The organism is Cellvibrionales bacterium, assembly GCA_016713115.1.
Lineage (GTDB): Bacteria > Pseudomonadota > Gammaproteobacteria > Pseudomonadales > UBA7239 > UBA7239.
In genome coordinates, this window is sequence record JADJPU010000001.1 from 565,845 (window position 1) to 583,591 (window position 17,747).

A 17,747-nucleotide genomic window follows, 5' to 3' on the forward strand; every position below is an offset into this window, starting at 1 on the left:
CCCCCGGGGGGGGGGGGGGGGGGGGGGGGGCCCCCCCCCTTCCACAACCACAACGCGGAAAAGGCTTTACTGGACAGCTACCGCCGCGGTTTGAGATGTTTCGGATCGGTTTTGCGGCGCATAGCGGGCACCAGCAACACTTCGTCTTCTTTCGCTGCTTCGCGCACGGCTGGCAGTAGGCACACATCGTCTGCGCCAAAAAGATATTTTGCTTCTGGCAATCGATTCAAGGTGATTTTTCGTTGATGGTGTTTTTCTAAACTATCGCGTTTGCTGAGCGTCACTACACCTGCCGCCGGCAAATTATTTCGCAGTGCATTCATCAGAAAGCTTTCACCCGCTTCATCAAAATCATCGGTGGCGGCTTGAATCACTACCCAATCCGGCCGTTGCAAAAACACGCGCGCAAAACTCAAGCGCTGCTGCGCGCGCGTAGCGAGTACGCGATCCCACATATCGCGGTCTTGTAACCGCGGAATCAACCAGTCAAGCCCCGCTGCTTTTAACGCTTCGCGCATAGCAGTATCCGCATAAATATCTGCCGGTGCAGGATACGCCAACACATCACGCAGCGTGGCAGTGGGTAAATACGGTCGCTGCGGCATAAAAACGATGGAATGTTGATACGGCAAAGTTACAAAACCCTGCCCCCAGTGCCACAAACCGGCTACCGCTTTGAATAAACCGTCAGTCACCGCCTGATCACCAGCGATCAGTACGCGTTCACCGGCAGCTATTGTTGCACTAAAATTTTCTAGCAATACCAAACCACTGTGATCGGCCACGGTGAGGTATTTAAACACCAGCGCATTGGTATCACCGCGCTCGCGTTCAATGCGACAAGCATCCGGCTGTGCTGATTTTTCTTCCAACACACGCAAATCTTCGTACAAGGACAACACGCGATCCGCAGAGGCGCGGCAGCGTGCAATATCACCCAAATTATCGACAGGCCACGACAATGCCGAGGTTAATTTTTGGAACGCCTGTGCAGCCTGCATCAATACACCTAGCGTCATTGCGCCCGCAATATATTGCGGCGCAGCGATTAACAAAGGAAACACTGGCAGCAAAGCACCATAGCCTGTGGAATAAGAGACTATCCATGCGTAGGCTATGGTTTGTTTGTTCCAACTTTGCGTGAGGCTGGCAAACAATTGTGAAAATAATTTTCGTTCTGCGCGTTCACCTTGCATTAGCACAATGGCCTCAGCATGCTCTCGCGCACGCGACAGCCCAAACCGAAAATCAGCTTCGGTGGTTTGCAAGCTGTCAGTGGATTTGATCAGTGGCTTTCCCAACAGCGAACCAACAGCAGCTCCCACGCCAGCATAAAAAAAGGCCATCCACACCATGTAGCCCTGCACACCAATATTGGTGCCTGGCACGGTGAACGAACCAGAAACATCCAACAAAATATCGATGAAACTAAATAGAACCAAAACGGAATAAAACAATGTGTGGCCCAGAGAAATCGTCATCTCGGTAACAACACGAATGTCCTCTGCAATACGACCATCAGGATTGTCGTGCTCGCCTTCGGTGTACAGCAATTGGTAATGCTGGCCTTTGTTCATCCAGCGATCGAGCAAACGCGACGACATCCACGCGCGCCAATCCAATTGCAGCCAACGCTTCACATACAAATGTGCGCCAGTCACTGCCATCGTCAAGAAAAAAATGACGGCAAACTCGCCAATTTGTAAGACGAATTGCGACAGTGATCGCTGCTCTAAAGAATCAAATAATTCGCGATTCCAATAGTTGGTCCAAATCGCCAAGCCCACTTGTGCCAGCGTCAACAAACCAAACAATAGCGTGAAGCTGCGCACGCGCACATAATGCTGACAACGCCAATACGGACCGCACAGTTCCATAAACTGGCGAAAAAAATTGCGGCGGGTACGCGACTTAGCGGCTGGCGCTGGAGGGTTGTCCTTCGACACGGCTTCAACTGCAAGGTGAGATAGTTTCATGGTACCAGCACTGTGACAAAAGACTAACGGGAGAGAGCAATGAAAGTTTTAGTCATTGGCGGAGCGGGGGTTACCGGTACCGCTATCGTGCGGCAACTGTTGGCACGCGGCTGCGATGTCAGCATCCTGCATCGCGGTGTGCATCATGCAGCCGCACCCGATAGCGTGGCACGCATACAAGCCGACCCCTACGCCAAAGACGGCTTGAGTGCAGTACTTACCGGCAAACGCTTTGATGCCGTGATCGCCACTTACGGTCGCCTGCGTTTCGTCGCACAACAATTGATCGGCATAACGGAGCGCCTCATTTCTGTAGGTGGAGCTGCGCCCGTGTACAAAGGCTGGGGCGAGATGATGGCACCCAACCCGTGGGAAACCACGCAGCCAACGCCGCTGTTTTTAACGGAAGACCATCCACTCGCCAGTGCCGAAACAACTGATCCTTTTTCAATGGCCGTGCGCAAAACGGAACACGATATTGTGCAATTTCAGCGCGACGGTCATTTCAATTGCACACATTTTCGCTATCCGCTGGTGTACGGCACGAACAACATTTGTCCCGCCGAATGGGGCTTGATACGCCGCGCGCACGACAAACGCCATACGCTAATTTTGCCCGCCAATGGCCTCACGCTGATCTCACGCGGTTTTGCAGAAAACATTGCGCACGCAATCATGCTCGCGCTGGAAAATCCCTCAGCTTCCGCCGCACAAATCTACAACATCTGCGATGAACAACTGTTATTCAATCAGCAGTGGGTGTCTTTACTGAGCGAAATCATGCAGCACCGTTTCGACACAGTGGATATACCGTTTTCTGCTCTGCCCAGCGGCTTTCGCGCCACGCCGCCGCAACTGCTGTACCGCCACCACTGCGTGCTCAGCATCGAAAAAATAAAAACGCAGCTCGGTTATCGCGATGTGGTGTCCGTTGAAGAAGCACTAGAGCGCGTGGTGAAACACTACTGGGACAATCCACTCGCTGATGACAGTGAAGCCGCACAAAATTTAGGTGACCCGTTTGATTACGCTTACGAAGATGCGTTTATTGCCGCGTGGAAAAAGCAGGGAGAAAATTTTTCTGCCGCGCGCGATGCACTGCCCGCACCGCAAGTGGTGTGGAAACACCCGTATCAGCAACCGGCTAAGTAATGCGCTTGGTTATTCGTCCTCTGCTCCGAGCATGCAAAACGCACTCGCTCAAACCACGGCCTAGGCAGACAAGCTTCTAAAATCAACGGCGGAGGTGTTTGCGGCGTTTGCGCCATGATGCTGTTCATAATATTTCTGGCGGCAGCCAACGGTACTTGATACTGCTCGTGCAACCGCAAGTTTTTTTCCGCCTGTGGATCGGCTGTTAAATCATAAAACTCTTCATGCACACCACCATGCAGCGCATCCGGATCCCACACCGCATCCCAGTAAGGGTCACACAAACGCGCGCCCTGATAATTGTGTTTGTACAACATATTTTTTGTGCGCACCGCGCGCTCAAACAGTGGCGCACCGTGTTGATTGCGCTCGGCATAAATATAGTCGCGCACCGGCACCGCAGAGTTATGCAGCGTGGGCAGTAAAGAAACACCAGGCGTGTTTGGCACTGCAGGCAAACCTACCAGTGCCAAAAGTGTGGGCATTAAATCTACCGCGCTAACCAATTGTTGATTGGCAATATGCGCAGGAATAAGACGAGGAAACCGCATCATCAAAGGCGTTTTAATGCCATCGTCGTACAGGGTGGTTTTAGCACCGCCAAATTGCGATCCGTTATCTGATAGCACAATCACCAGCGTATTTTCCAACACGCTCTCTTCGCGCAGTGCTGCAATCACCAAGCCAATATGGCGATCAGCGCGCGCAATCTCATCGTAATAACCGGCCATTTCTTCGCGCATAAACGCATTGTCATCATCGCGTTTAGACAGCGGAACAGTTTGTGGATTGTGATGCAATAACGGTGGATGCCAAGCCTCGTAAGGCGCGTGCGCATCTTTACTCGCCAACCAAAAAAAGAACGGTTTGTTTTTAGGGCGACGCGCCAATTCTGGCAGCCAATCCGCAGCGCCGCTTTCTTCGTGCGGCTCCACCACGCGATCAAAATGCGTTTTGAACGGCTCGCCCAAATGCCACTTACCTACGCTGGCTGTGTAATAACCTGCCTTGCGTAATAGCTGGGGCAAACTGGTTACGGAGGCAGGAAGTGGATCGTGCAGTTTGGGCGCTCCCGTAGCCGTAGGATACAAACCCGTCAACAAACTGGCGCGGCTGGGTGAACAAGAGCTGGTGGTGAGAAAAGCGTTTGTAAAGCGCGTGCCTTCGCGTGCCAGTTGATCAATATTCGGCGTGCGCACCACACTGTTACCAAACGCGCCAACATCGCGCTGACCGACATCATCCAGCAAAAAAACAACAATATTCGGTTGTGTGTCAGCAGCCCATGCGCACAACGGTAACAGTGCACAAACCAGCCACAACAAACAGCGTTTCATTCAGCGCAGCGCGTCCAACACAATGTTTTCTGTGAGCACTTGCGGCAACACGACCGGCTTGCTATCTGCGCCTGCCGGAAAGTACACATACAGTGGCACACCGCTGCGATCGTACTGCTGTAAGAATTGTGTGATGTCTGGATCGCGATTGGTCCAATCGCCCACCAAGTACGCAATATTTTTTTCATGCAAGCGCTGGTTGACACTTTGTCGACTCAACACCATTTTTTCATTTACTAAACAGGTGAGACACCAAGAGGCCGTCATATTGATCAACACCGGCTTACCCTCAGTGCGCAGGGTTTCCAAGCGCGCAGGGCTGTATGGTTCAGAATCGCCAGTTTCAAATTGCTCCTGCTGCGGCAATTGACACAACTCTGCCACCAAAAAATGCGGCGCGATCAAGGCTATCGCTAACACCAGTACCGCCAAGACTTTTTCCCAGATGCGCACGGAGGCGTCGCGCCACAACCAGCCGGCCATGACCAGCAAAATTAAGCCGCACAGCACCGTGACCATGGCCAACTCACCGCCCTGCTGTCCCAATACCCACAACAGCCACACAGCGGTGGCATACAGCGGGAAGGCCAAAAATTGGCGCAATCTATCCATCCACGGGCCTGGCGCCGGCAAGCGATGCAACAGTTGCGGGCAGTACGCCAACACAATGAACGGCAGCGCCATACCAAAGCCTAAGGCGGCAAAGATCAACAGCGCTATCGGTGCCGATTGCATGACGGCATAGCCCAAAGCTACCCCCATAAAAGGCGCCGAACAAGGGCTGGCCACCACCACAGCCAACACACCGGTGAAGAATGTAGAGCGCACGGGGCTGCCTACCACCAAGCGCTGACCGATGCCCATCAAGCTGCCACCAATATGGATCACACCCGAGAAGGACAACGCCACCACAAAAAATAGGTAGATCAATAGACTGACAAACAGCGGCTCCTGCAGCTGGAACCCCCAGCCCACTGCCGCGCCGCCGGCACGCAACAGCAGCATCACGCCAGCCATCAGCACAAAGGTCGTGATTACGCCAGCGGTGTATACCCAACTGTGCCAATGCGCTTCATCGTCGCGTTCGCGTTGCGCGGCCATCGCAAATACCTTCAGCGACAACACCGGAAACACGCAAGGCATAAGATTGAGGATGATGCCGCCCAACAACGCCATCAGCAGCACACCCGTCACCCCCCATGACAGCAGCGGCGTTGGCTCCGTAACGGGCGCGATGGGCGCAACGCTGGCTTGCGGCAAAGAAACAGCAGCGGGCGCGGTGGTTGATGTAATGGTTCCCGCCTGCAAATCCACACTGAAATACTGCGTCTGTGGCGGATAACACAGCCCAGCATCCGCGCAGCCCTGTGACTCCGCACTCAACACAAAATTGTCGGTTTGGGTATCCGGCACCACAACCGTAGCCTGCGCCGAATCGCGGTAGACCTCTGTTTCGCGTTCGTACAATTCGTCGTACTTGTTTTCGCCCTTGCTCCAAGTGGTTTGCAAAGGAATCGCTGCAGAGCCTTGCGCGGTTACCTGCATGCGCTCACGGTACAAATAGTATTGCGGAGCAACAGTCCAATTCAGCTGTATCTGCCGCCCAGTAATGCTCGCCACCAGTTGATAGGCCTGCTCTACGGGCAAAAACTCTGCACTGGACGATACGCCAGAACCAGCGAAAGTCTGTTCGCCATTTAGTTGCGCATGCAAGGGCAAGCCCGTTAGCAACAACATCATGCTCACGACAAACGATTTCAGCAACGCAGTAATACTTTGCATACAACACTCCAAGCAACGCCGTCTACGACCACACCGTTGCAACGGGGTTCCATCAAATTGAATTGCGCTATGGTACCAGTAGTGCAATCCACTACCAGCCATACTGCAGCATTTCTGCTAGGCTAGCGCACAACTTCCCCACTGTCGCACACGCAACACATGTTGACTTCTTTTTCTGCAAAAACACTACGCAGCCTAAGTGTAATAACGCTGCTCTTACTGGCCTGCGCCTGCCAAAACACGCCGCAGGATGATAACGACCCAAGCACCACTTCTTCCTTTTGGCCTTGGGGCTCCAACGAGCGCAAAGACAACATCAAAGAAATGCGCAAACAACACAAACTCGTTGTTTTGCTGGAACGCGGCGATCTTGCGTTCAGCAAAGACCGCTTGAACGCGCCGCAACACGACAACGCTCTGCTCTACTACTACACGGCATTAAAAGTTGAGCCAGGCAACAAAGACGCACTGCGCGGCTTGCGCAAGACTGCTGATCGCTTTCGCAGCCTTGCGCGCACAGCACACGATAACGGCAATGACAAACAGACGCGGCAGTATTTACAGCAAGCAGAAATGATTACTGGCGCGAGCGACCCCAAAAACATTCGACTGCGTGCCGAGCTGCGCGAGAAACCCGCCGGAAGAAACTCGCGGGAATTAGACAAAGAATTAAAGCAAAAAATTAAAGCAAAAAAAGCAGAACTGAAAGACAACCCGCTGCTGCAAGACAAGGAACTGCTCAAAAACACCTTATCCACCGCAGCAGAAGATAAGGAATAAAAACAAAGGTGCGCAACATGAGCCTGCATCGGCAAATTTGTATCAGCTTGATACTCACCATGATCGTATTGCTAACAGTGAGTGTTGCTATCGACCTGCACAACACACGCAAACATTTACTAACCCATGTAGGCAAACACGCGCAAGAAACTGCCGATCTACTGGCCTACACCCTATCAAGCTCCGACGCGCCCCTCACCGCAACAAGCCCTCTACTCAGCACGGCGTTTGTGCAAGGCCCCTACGACGCGATCGTGTATCGCAGCGCACAAGGCAATACGCTGTTTGAGCAGTACAAACCCGTGCGCAAACTATCCATTCCCACTTGGTTCATAAGCGGCATGTCGCTCACCGCGCCTGTTGCGTACGCCACGGTACTAGTCAACAACTCACCGCAAGGCAGCATCCAAATAACCGCCAATTTAGACGCTTCGTATTTTGAGCTATGGCATGTTTTCTACAAACAATTGGTATTGTTTGGTGTCGTCAGTTTGGCATTGGGAGTGCTGTGCTATTTGTCACTGCAATTTTTCCTGAGCCCACTGCGCCGCGTGCAACAACAAGCCGCTGCCATTTGCGAGCGACAGTTTATTGAACAGCAACCGCTACCCAAGACCAAAGAATTGCGCCAAGTGGTTGATGCCATCAACCGCATGAGCCGCCGTCTCAAAACCATGTTTGACGAACAACTGGCGCATATTGAAAATTTACGCGCGCAAATTTTTCTGGATTTTGTCACAGGCTTATCCAATCGCCGCAGCTTTAATGCACGCCTAAAATCACTAACAGAAGCAGAAGTTGATGGCAGCGGTTGCTTGATGATTTTACAAATCAATGATTTTGCACAGTACAACTTGCAACATGGACACGACGCTGGCGACGAATGCCTACGCGCCATTGCAACCCAACTGCAAGCAATTTCCAAGCATATTCCAGACAGCATCATCAGCCGCCGCGCCGGCGCAGACTTTGCCTTTTATCTACCCAATATGGATGCAGGCGCTGCAACAGAAATTGCAGACAAGTTAACCATCAACACTGCCAATTTATCTACACTTTTCCAACATCAAGTGCATATCGGCATAGCGTGTTGCAGTAGCCTACGCACCGAATCACAATTGCTCTCCAAAGCCGATACCGCTTTACGACAGGCGCAATCACAAGGTCGCAGCGGCTGGAGCCTGTATCAAAACGGAGAAACCGCACAAATTGTGCAGGAAGCGCAGCAATGGTATGCCACCCTGAATCGTGTATTGCAAAACCGCAACATCTTTTTTCACTTCCAGCCCATGTTTTTGAGTGCAAACCGCGATCTGATGGCGGTGGAAATTTTTTCTAGAATCAATGTGCGTGAAGGCGTGATTCACGCTGGCATTTTTATGCCCATGGCCGAACGCTTTGATATGGCGGAATCATTTGATCGCCTGATTATCGATGCTGCGCGCACTAGCAGCGAGGCAGCGAGCTGCAAAGTTCCCCTATGTATCAACTTGTCCACACGCAGTGTTATCACACGCTCCTTTGTAGATTGGCTGGACAACTATCTGCGCGAGCATTCTCTATTTGCCAAACAACTGATCATTGAAACATCTGAATATTTGATGTGTTCTGGTCACGAACATGTGCGTTATTTGTGCGAAGTCCTGCATCGTCACGGCGCCAAATTATCACTGGATCATTTCGGCATCTACAGCGGCGCTTTTGGCTACATCAATAGCCTCCCCTTGGACTACATCAAAATTGATCGCTGCTTTATCCGCGACATCCATCTCAATCAAGATAATCAGTTTTATGTGCGCTCACTGGTGCAAATTGCACACTGTCACGACATCATCGTGCTCGCTGAAGGCGTAGAAACTTTGCAGGAATGGGACTGCCTGTGTCAGCTGGGCATCAACGGCGGGCAGGGCTATTTATTGGGAAAACCCGATAGCAAAATTCGGTAAAAAAACAAGAGCAGACAGCCCATGAACAAATACCACAGAAAACTACTCGCGTTATTTTTGCTCACACTCTTTAGCAGCACGCCACTTTTCGCAAAAACTGACAACACCATTACGCTACGCGATGGCTGGATACGAGAAACACCACCCGGCGTTCAAAACGCCGCCGCTTTTCTCTCGCTGCACAACAGCGGAACTGCCAGCAAAAGTATTTCTGCAATTCAATGCGCTGCGGTAGCCGCGCGCTGCGAGCTACACGAACACATCAAAACGGAGAGTGGTGGTATGCGCATGCAGCAAGTGCGCGCACCACTCACCATTCCCGCCAATGGCACGCTCGCTTTTGTACCAGGCGGTTATCACATCATGTTGTTTGATATCAAAATGCCGCTGCGTGCAGACACGCACATCCCACTACTATTTGTGTTTGATGACCAAAGCACATTCACCGTGCAACTACCGGTGAAATCGATTCGTGCAGAATAAATATCGACCGTCTTATTGCACACCAACCTGCAACTCTAATTTGACTGTTTTTCCACCCATCACATTATCTTTGCTGGCGAGCTGCCGGCTTTCACCGCTCAACTTAAGACCTTTTGCTGCTGCATCGGCATACAACTGCGCAAAGGCTTGTGCCACTCCTTCCGGCGCGCCGTTGTAATCGCGCGACACGCATTTGAAACCAGGGTCACGCACATATTGATAACGGCCTTGCGGACGCGGATTGCCCGTCACTGGAAAACCAAAACGCACTTTGATTTTCCCGCCCGAGGCTGACGGCATCTCGGGAAAAATCATGTACATCGGCCCCGCAATTTTCGAGCCTTCTTTAACAATGGTGATACCCAATTTGGTAGCCAGCGGCACAATTTGCTCGGCCATTTCTTCCGCTGTCAGTGCGTAATCCCCCAAATACAAACGCACGGGCTCCGTTACTTTTACAGCGAGAGCCGCCGCAGGGTCACCTTTGATATTCGCCAATGCCGAATAATCCGTGGTGGTCTGTACTGCTGGCGCTGTAGTTGTAGCTGTAGTTGTAGTGGACGATTCCGCTGCTGCAGTTTCAGTCAGCACTGCATCATCGACAGTTCCTGTTTCCAGTGCCGCCGCTGCGCTTTCCGTCGTGGCAGGTGATGTTGCAGAGCTGAATTTACTTTCCGGCATGCTCGCCGCGAAAATAGAATCCGTGCTGCTGGTGGAGCAAGGGCCGGCAATGCCTGCTTTTTCGCTATCCGTTGCGGGCGCAGCTTTCATGAATGCCAACCACTGTGCGGCATCTGCTGCACCGCCCACCAAGGTAGCGTTGATAAAAGAACGCCGCGCCAATTCGGTATCACCCAACTTCAATTGGCTAATGCCCAACAGCAAGTTGGCGCGCGCCACCAAGCGATCGGACAAATTGCCATCACAAGCTTTCAACACTTGCTGCTGCATTGCGGGCCACTGCTCTTTTTCCATCGCCATTTGCGCCAAATGCAATTGCAACTCGACATTATTGCTACCACTGGCTGCCTGCGCCAAAGCCACCTGCGCTTTATCGCGCTCACCCGCTTGCATCCACAAACGGAATAAACGGTCATTGATTTTGCTGTTATTGCTAATGCGCCCACTGGCAATTGCCTCTTCCAACACGCGCGCACCGCGACCGGGAATTTTGTTGATGGTGTAAAGGTCCGTCAGCAACAAAATATCCTGCTCACGAAACGGTATGCCTTTCTCCCACGCCAGCGCCATCACATCCAAGGCCTGCGCGTTTTTGCCCGCTTTTAAATACAGCGACACCCACTGCTGCCACAGTTCAGCATTGTTCAAATCTGCCGCCACCAGTCGCTGCATGATCTGCCCTGCACGATCAAAACTACCGGTGCTATAGAAAATCGCCAGTGCATTTTTTAGTTGTTCCTGCGTGGGATTTTTTTGCAATGCTAGCGCTTTATCCATGGCATCGGCGCTCGCCACATAGTTGCGGCGTTTGTACTGCACTTGCGCCAGTAGCAAATAAATTTCCGCGTCAGCACTACCACCGGTAGGCTGCCTGACTGCCAAAAAACTCTGTATCGCCATTGCCGCCTTGTCGTAATTTTTTTGCAGCAGGGAAATACGCGCCAACTGCCCTAGCATGTCGCGTTTGTTTTCTGGCGTAATCGCCGGATTCTGCAACGCTTTCTCAATGTACTGCGCTGCCTTGTCGTAATCCTTGGAGCCAGCAAAATGTTGCGCCAAAAATTTTTCTGCACTGGCGCGCGTCGCCGCATCTTGGAAGGTTCCAAGATTTTTTTCCAGCTCGCCCACCGACATCGACACATTTTCTGTCGGCGCAACATCGAGATCGATATACATACGACTGCGATATTGTTCTTGTGCCCACAGCGAGCCACAGCCCATCAGTAGAAAAAAAGCAATCGACAATCGTAAAGTGATTACGCGCATAACAAAGCGGCTCATCGTAGCTGTTGATTATTATTGGGATAATCTTTCCAGCGCAGTTCTATGCGCTGTGTCAGTTGCACTTTGGCTTTTCTAGCCTTGAGATCTTCGGGGTCGTAAATCCAGTCAGAAACCGCCGCAACGACATTGGCATCAAACAATCCAGCGGGCTGGCTATCCAACACGCGCACATTTTCAACCTTTCCACGCATATTGACGGTGAAAGTCACCAACACCCAACCGTCGGTTTTGTTGCGCCATGCAGATTCTGGAATATTGGGCTGGCGGGTGCCGAAAGGCACAATCTCGCGATATCCTTCAGCGCCTTTTCTATCCGCTTCCGCAATTTTTTTGGCCAACTCACGATTGTTGCCACTCGGTCCTGACCAAGTAGAGCCGCCATCGCCATCACCAAAACCGCTGCCAAATACACCACCGCTGCCACTTTCCAGTGTGACATCATCAAACGACGGCGCGAAAGAAGCGATGGGCGGTCCACCCACTTTCAATTTAGGCGTCGCCACCGGCGCGCTCACGGCGAGCGGTGCCATCGTCGGCTCTGCTACCGGCTGATTGGTTGGCGGTGGCGGCGCTTCTTCCGGCGGCGTTTCCTTCGGCTTGCTTTCAGGTGGCGGCTGATAAATATCAACCGAAACAACCAAATTATCCGTATCAATTTTTAACGGATTACCGCTGATTAAGCGATGCATAAACAAAAAAATTGCCGTGGTAACTAGCACGCTAGCCGTCGCCGCAAGCAGGAGTTGTTTATTTTGTGAGAAATTTTTCACGACCGCAGAACACCAAACCTTTTACTGCGGCGCGTTGGCAGCAACGGCGATTTTTTCAATGCCCGCCAACCGAATTTGATCCATCACACGCACCAGTGTGCCGGTATTGGCAGCGCTGTCTGATTGTACGATGGCGGCACCTTCAGGATTTTCCGCATGCATACGCGCCATGATGGCACGCACCGAATGCAAGTCCACTTCACGCTTATCAATCCAGATTTCACCTTTCGCCGTAATGGCTACAAAAATATTGGCGCTCTGTTCACTGCTGGCACTCTGTGCATTGGGAATGTTTACCGTCACACCAGTCGCTTTCACAAAGGTGGTTGTGACGATAAAGAAAATCAGCATATTCAACACAAAGTCCAGCATCGGCGTCATATCGATATACACTTCCGCTTCGTCTACATCATGTCTGCGTGTACGCATCTGAATAGCCCTATCGTTTATTTTATTTTGGGTTTCAACTTTTGGTTATTTTTTGCTTGCTGTTGCTCATCGCTGGTCATGGCATCTGCAAACATTTGTTGTTCCCGCGCCGCCAAATGACGCAAGCGCGCCGAGAAATACTGTGCGCTCAGTGAGATCACCAAGCCAGACATGGTTGGCACCGTAGCGCGATACACACCAGCCGCAATCGCCTGACTGTCGCCACCCGTGAGCGTAATAATTTCAAACACGCCGATCATGCCCGTCACGGTTCCCATCAAACCCAACAGCGGACAGACAGCAATCAGCGTGCGAATCGTGGATAGCCACGCCTGCAACTGCAATTGCACCTCACACACTGTCTCACGACGAATGGATTTTGCGCGCCAAGAATCGCGGTCAGCGCGAGCATTCCAGCGCTGCAACAAACTTTCACGCAATGCCGGATAAGAAAAACGCAAAAACAAAAAACGCTCTACCATCAACAACCACAGCACCAAACACACCAATAACAGCGCCCACATCATTGGCCCACCGAGCGCAAAAATATGTGCAATATTGGAGGTGAATGTGTACCAGCTCATACAGCGTGCGCGCCTGAATTATTTGTGTCTAGCAAAACTGCTTTTTTCCATATTGCGCGCCAAAATACCGGCGCTCTGTTCGTCCAAGCGTTGAATCAATGATTTCGCCAACACCGTCACGATGTTGTGACCAAACAACAGCGGCACCGCCACTAACAAACCCAGCACCGTACACACCAAGGCTTCCGAAATACCGGCCGCCATCAATTTAGGATCACCACCGCCAAACAAACTGATCGCCTCAAAGGTTTTGATCATGCCGGTTACCGTACCCAACAAACCAAGCATCGGCGCAATGGCTGCAAATAACTTGATAATGTTGTGGCCGTATTCCATCGGTGGCACTTCTTTCAAAATCGCTTCATCCAACCTGTATTGAATAGTTTCTTCATCATCCGCATTGGTATTTTTCACACTTAACATGATGCGACCCAAGGGATTTTTAGGCGATGGATTTTCGCTGTCAGCAATTTGGTTCAACACGCTGCGACGCATTAACAGCAAATACAGTGTGCGGTACAGCGTGACGATTAAACCGATAATGCCGACCACGATCGTCAAATACCCCACCATGCCACCTTGATCCACACGCTCACGCAGATCCGGTGTGCGCGCCAACATGCCGAGCAAACTGCCGCGCGTGGGATCCAAAGGAACGGCACCAATTTCACCACTACTTACAGAAAACTTTTCCGCCATGTGCAAAAAGCGTTTCTCTGGCTGCTTGTCTGGCACCACAAATTCACTGGTTTCTGGTACATAGCGCAAAAAATCGCCGGCAGAAAACGCGGAGAAAGTTCCTACACGCACGATATCAGCATCACGCGCAGCACCACTCGCTTCAACAATTTTGCCTTTATAGGCAGCGACTTTCCCCGCTTCTGTCATCTCTTGTTGCACGAGATACCACAGACGCTCCATATTATCGATGGTCGGCAACGCATCTTGATTGTTCAGTGTTTTTAATTCCGCTGAACGCTCTGGAAATTGCGCACTCACCTGCGAATCATCCAGCGTCGCCGAAAAATCTCCGGCAAACTGGCGATACACACTGAACACATCGCCCATATCAGTCACGCTCTGCTGCAATTCCTTGCGCAGTTTGGCAATCTCGGCATCGTTAGCTTCAATTTGCATTTTTGCAGGATTATTTTTTGCCTGCGCCAAGTAATATGCAGTACGCGCTTTTTCCAACAATGCCTGCTGCGCATTGCGCTCTTGCAAAAATTCCGCTTCGCGTTGACGATTCAACGCACGCTCTTTTTCATGCTCCGCGCGCACTTTCGCCAACAACTGATCGAGATCGGTAATTTGCTGACCCGTGGTTTGTGCGCCCACGCTGGACACGAGAAACACCGACAAAAGAAAACTGACCAATACTTTAATCATCTCAACGGCTCCTCAGCGTTTCATCGGCAGCGCCAGCAATTGCGGCGCGAGCTGGTTGCGCGCAATACGCAAGCCGTGTTTGATGTCTTCGTTGTATTCACGCGGCACTTCTACCCATTGTTTGTAGGCGCGATCCCAGTAGCCGCTGCGCTGCCCATCCATGGATTGAAAATAAAACGCCGTGCGTCCCAAACGCAGAAACTCAACCGTCAGTGTTTCTTCACCCAGCTTCAAATCGCCACGCCAGGCTTCAATGCCGCGACCAAACTCTAATTCCTGTTGAAAAGCTTCCAATAAAACGCGGTATTTATCTTGCAAAGCCAGCGTAGAACTCGCCAACTGCTGTTTCACTTTTACTGTGCGCGCCAAACGCTCTTCTTGGTGAAACGGCAAATCCAGCGCCACAAATTGCTCCAGCGCATCACTCATGCTGCGCATCAAAGGCACAATGCGCTGCTGCGTGGTTTGGCGACTGGCCACTTGCTCGCGCAAGCTCGCTAATTCTTTTTCCTGCGCGGCTAAGCGATCCTGAATTTCCTGCGTGTATTGATCTTGATAATCCACGGTGGCGGTTAAACGCTTGTATTCCTCAACCATGGCCTGCGTTTGCGATTGCAAGTTAGAAATATTTTTCTGCACCGCACCGGCTTCGGCATTGGTTTCCTGCATCGCTTTGACATTATCGTCGAGCGTCGCCGCACCCACAGAAGTTGCCGCCAGCATCAGCAAGACAGCAGTACGCCTGCCCAGCATTCGGGAGAAAAACAGTCGCATGATCGTAGCCCTAGTTATTGTTGGTAGAACTTTTTTATATTGCCTGTGGACTATAACGGATAGAAGCGACAGCGCACACTAGCGGTTTTTCCATAAACCGCCTACAAAAATGTGACGCAGTTAACGATCTGCCACTTCAATGCGATCAACGCTTTGGAAGCCGCGCGGCAGCTTATTACCACGACGGCCGCGCTCCCCGCGGTATTCATCGAAGTCACTGCCTTTCAACACGGTGTGGCGTTTGCCGGCATACACCATCAACTGTTGTCCTTTGCTCACCACGGCAACAAATTGCAGAAACTCTTCACGCGCTTCCAAACGCGACGAAGGAATATTCATGATTTTATTGCCCTTACCTTTTGCCAATTCCGGCAATTCACTGAGCGGAAACACCAGCAGACGACCTTCATTGCTGATGGCAATCAGCAAATCATTGGTCGCATCGCGCACCACGCAGGGCGGCAGCACATTGGCTTTTTCTGGCACGCTCAATAGCGCCTTGCCCGTGCGATTTTTACTCTGCAAATCTGCGAGTTTTGCCACAAAACCGTAACCAGCATCGGTAGCTAACAACACGCGCTCTTCATCATTGCCCATCAACATGGAAATAAATGTTGCACCAGGCGGCGGCGACAATTTTCCGGTCAGTGGTTCACCTTGCCCGCGCGCTGAAGGCAGTGTGTGCGCCGCCAACGAATAGCTGCGCCCGGTTGTATCCAACAACAACACTGGCTGATTGCTGCGTCCACGCGCCGCTTGCAAAAAACTGTCGCCGGATTTGTAACTCAGCGTCGCCGGATCAATCTCATGCCCTTTGGCTTGGCGTATCCAACCTTTTTCAGACAACACAACGGTTATTGGATCCACACTCAACAAATCCGCTTCTGAAAACGCTTGCGCTTCCTCGCGCGCCACCAAGGGTGAGCGGCGCGCATCGCCGTGTTGCAGCGCCACTTCCTGCAATTCTTTGCGCAGCAAGTTTTTCAATTTGCGCGGTGATTCCAACAGTGCTTGCAACTCCGCGCGTTCTTTCGCCAACGCATCCTGCTCACCGCGAATCTTCATTTCCTCCAAACGCGCCAACTGGCGCAATTTGGTGTCGAGGATGTAATCGGTCTGCGCTTCACTCAAACCAAAGCGCGCCATCAATACGGCTTTGGGATCTTCTTCGGTGCGGATGATGTGTATCACTTCATCCAAATTGAGGAAGGCGATCAACAAACCTTCCAACAAATGCAAGCGCTGCTCTACTTTATCTAAGCGATATTGCAAACGGCGACGCAAGGTTTCTTGTCGGAACACCAACCACTCACTCAACACTTGCTGCAAGTTTTTCACCGCCGGCTTGCCGTCCAAACCGATCACATTCATATTGACGCGATAGTTTTTCTCCAAATCGGTGGTAGCAAACAAGTGATTCATCAACGCATCGACATCAATGCGATTTGAGCGCGGAATAATCACAATACGCGTGGGATTTTCGTGATCGGATTCGTCGCGCAAATCCTCCACCATCGGCAGTTTCTTGGCTTGCATCTGTGCGGCAATCTGCTCCATCACTTTGTTGCCGGACACCTGATGCGGCAGCGCGGTGATCACAATATCGCCGTCTTCTTTTTTCCACACTGCGCGCATTTTTAGCGTGCCGCGACCCGTGGCATACATTGCCAACAAATCATTGCGCGAGGTGATGATTTCCGCTTCTGTCGGAAAATCTGGCGCAGGCAAGTGTTCGCACAACTCGGCAATGCTTGCCGTTGGGTTATCCAATAAATGCACCGTCGCGGCGATCACTTCGCGCAAATTATGCGGCGGAATATCGGTGGCCATACCCACCGCGATGCCCGTGGTGCCATTCAATAACAGCGCCGGCACACGCGCCGGCAACACTGTCGGCTCTTCTAAGGTACCGTCAAAATTCGGCGTCCAATCCACCGTGCCTTGCTCCAATTCCGACAACAGCAAATCTGAAAAGGCGGTGAGTTTGGATTCGGTGTAACGCATTGCCGCAAAGGATTTTGGATCATCCGGCGAACCCCAGTTGCCCTGACCATCCACCAGCGGATAGCGAAAGGAAAACGGCTGCGCCATCAACACCATCGCTTCATAGGCGGCGCTGTCGCCGTGCGGGTGAAACTTACCGATCACATCACCCACAGTGCGCGCAGATTTTTTGTATTTCGCGCCGGCTTTTAAACCCAGCTCGCTCATCGCATACACAATGCGGCGCTGTACCGGCTTCAAACCGTCACCGATGTGCGGCAGCGCACGATCAAGAATGACATACATGGAATAATTCAAATACGCCTGCTCGGTGAAGTGCGCGAGTGGGCGTTGTTCAATATCGCCAAAAAAATTGAGTTCGGTTGTCATGATGTTA

At 51.7% G+C, this 17,747-nt stretch carries 14 protein-coding genes; 4 read left to right on the top strand and 10 right to left on the bottom strand.

Annotated features, from left to right (window positions below; genetic code table 11):
• Window positions 1-77 precede the first annotated feature (77 nt).
• Window positions 78-1,976, bottom strand: coding sequence for an ABC transporter ATP-binding protein/permease (locus IPK30_02765; GenBank protein ID MBK8102236.1), 1,899 nt, complete (start codon window positions 1,974-1,976; stop codon window positions 78-80).
• 39 nt (window positions 1,977-2,015) lie between these two features.
• Between IPK30_02765 and IPK30_02770 the strand changes: the two genes are divergently transcribed.
• The gene (locus IPK30_02770) at window positions 2,016-3,128 is read left to right on the top strand and encodes an NAD-dependent epimerase/dehydratase family protein (protein MBK8102237.1); all 1,113 of its coding nucleotides are present in this window, start codon (window positions 2,016-2,018) and stop codon (window positions 3,126-3,128) included.
• Here the strand turns inward: IPK30_02770 and IPK30_02775 are convergent.
• Together IPK30_02775 and IPK30_02780 are read right to left on the bottom strand one after the other, a co-directional pair.
• Complete coding sequence (locus tag IPK30_02775; protein MBK8102238.1) at window positions 3,110-4,465, bottom strand: sulfatase; 1,356 nt, start codon at window positions 4,463-4,465, stop codon at window positions 3,110-3,112. The two genes, IPK30_02770 and IPK30_02775, sit on opposite strands and share 19 nt — an antisense overlap.
• On the bottom strand, window positions 4,466-6,247 hold the full coding sequence (locus tag IPK30_02780) for a protein-disulfide reductase DsbD (GenBank protein MBK8102239.1): 1,782 nt from the start codon (window positions 6,245-6,247) through the stop codon (window positions 4,466-4,468).
• Window positions 6,248-6,406: 159 nt separating this feature from the next.
• Here IPK30_02780 and IPK30_02785 point away from each other — a divergent pair, with 159 nt between their 5' ends.
• From IPK30_02785 to IPK30_02795, 3 genes are read left to right on the top strand one after another with little or no spacing between them, the layout of a single operon-like run.
• Window positions 6,407-7,027, top strand: a complete 621-nt coding sequence (locus IPK30_02785; GenBank protein ID MBK8102240.1) for a hypothetical protein — start codon at window positions 6,407-6,409, stop codon at window positions 7,025-7,027.
• Window positions 7,028-7,044: 17 nt separating this feature from the next.
• Entirely contained in the window at window positions 7,045-8,973 is a 1,929-nt protein-coding gene (locus IPK30_02790; GenBank protein ID MBK8102241.1) for an EAL domain-containing protein, read from the top strand.
• 21 nt (window positions 8,974-8,994) lie between these two features.
• Window positions 8,995-9,456: a copper chaperone PCu(A)C gene (locus tag IPK30_02795; GenBank protein ID MBK8102242.1), complete on the top strand. Its 462-nt coding sequence runs from the start codon at window positions 8,995-8,997 to the stop codon at window positions 9,454-9,456.
• 12 nt (window positions 9,457-9,468) lie between these two features.
• On the opposite strand, the gene IPK30_02800 is transcribed toward IPK30_02795, so the two are convergent.
• The 7 genes from IPK30_02800 to parC all read right to left on the bottom strand — a co-directional run bounded on the left by IPK30_02800 (window position 9,469) and on the right by parC (window position 17,740).
• Window positions 9,469-11,418: a hypothetical protein gene (locus tag IPK30_02800; protein MBK8102243.1), complete on the bottom strand. Its 1,950-nt coding sequence runs from the start codon at window positions 11,416-11,418 to the stop codon at window positions 9,469-9,471.
• A complete protein-coding gene (locus IPK30_02805) occupies window positions 11,415-12,191 on the bottom strand; it encodes a TonB family protein (protein MBK8102244.1) in 777 nt (258 codons plus the stop codon). Before IPK30_02805 ends, IPK30_02800 begins: the two co-directional genes overlap by 4 nt.
• Window positions 12,192-12,212: 21 nt before the next feature.
• A complete protein-coding gene (locus tag IPK30_02810; GenBank protein MBK8102245.1) occupies window positions 12,213-12,620 on the bottom strand; it encodes a biopolymer transporter ExbD in 408 nt (135 codons plus the stop codon).
• Between the two features lie 17 nt (window positions 12,621-12,637).
• Window positions 12,638-13,204: a MotA/TolQ/ExbB proton channel family protein gene (locus tag IPK30_02815; GenBank protein MBK8102246.1), complete on the bottom strand. Its 567-nt coding sequence runs from the start codon at window positions 13,202-13,204 to the stop codon at window positions 12,638-12,640.
• Window positions 13,205-13,222: 18 nt separating this feature from the next.
• A complete protein-coding gene (locus IPK30_02820) occupies window positions 13,223-14,593 on the bottom strand; it encodes a MotA/TolQ/ExbB proton channel family protein (GenBank protein ID MBK8102247.1) in 1,371 nt (456 codons plus the stop codon).
• 12 nt (window positions 14,594-14,605) lie between these two features.
• The gene (locus IPK30_02825; GenBank protein MBK8102248.1) at window positions 14,606-15,316 is read right to left on the bottom strand and encodes a DUF3450 domain-containing protein; all 711 of its coding nucleotides are present in this window, start codon (window positions 15,314-15,316) and stop codon (window positions 14,606-14,608) included.
• 171 nt (window positions 15,317-15,487) lie between these two features.
• Entirely contained in the window at window positions 15,488-17,740 is a 2,253-nt protein-coding gene (gene parC / locus IPK30_02830) for a DNA topoisomerase IV subunit A (protein ID MBK8102249.1), read from the bottom strand.
• Window positions 17,741-17,747 lie beyond the last annotated feature (7 nt).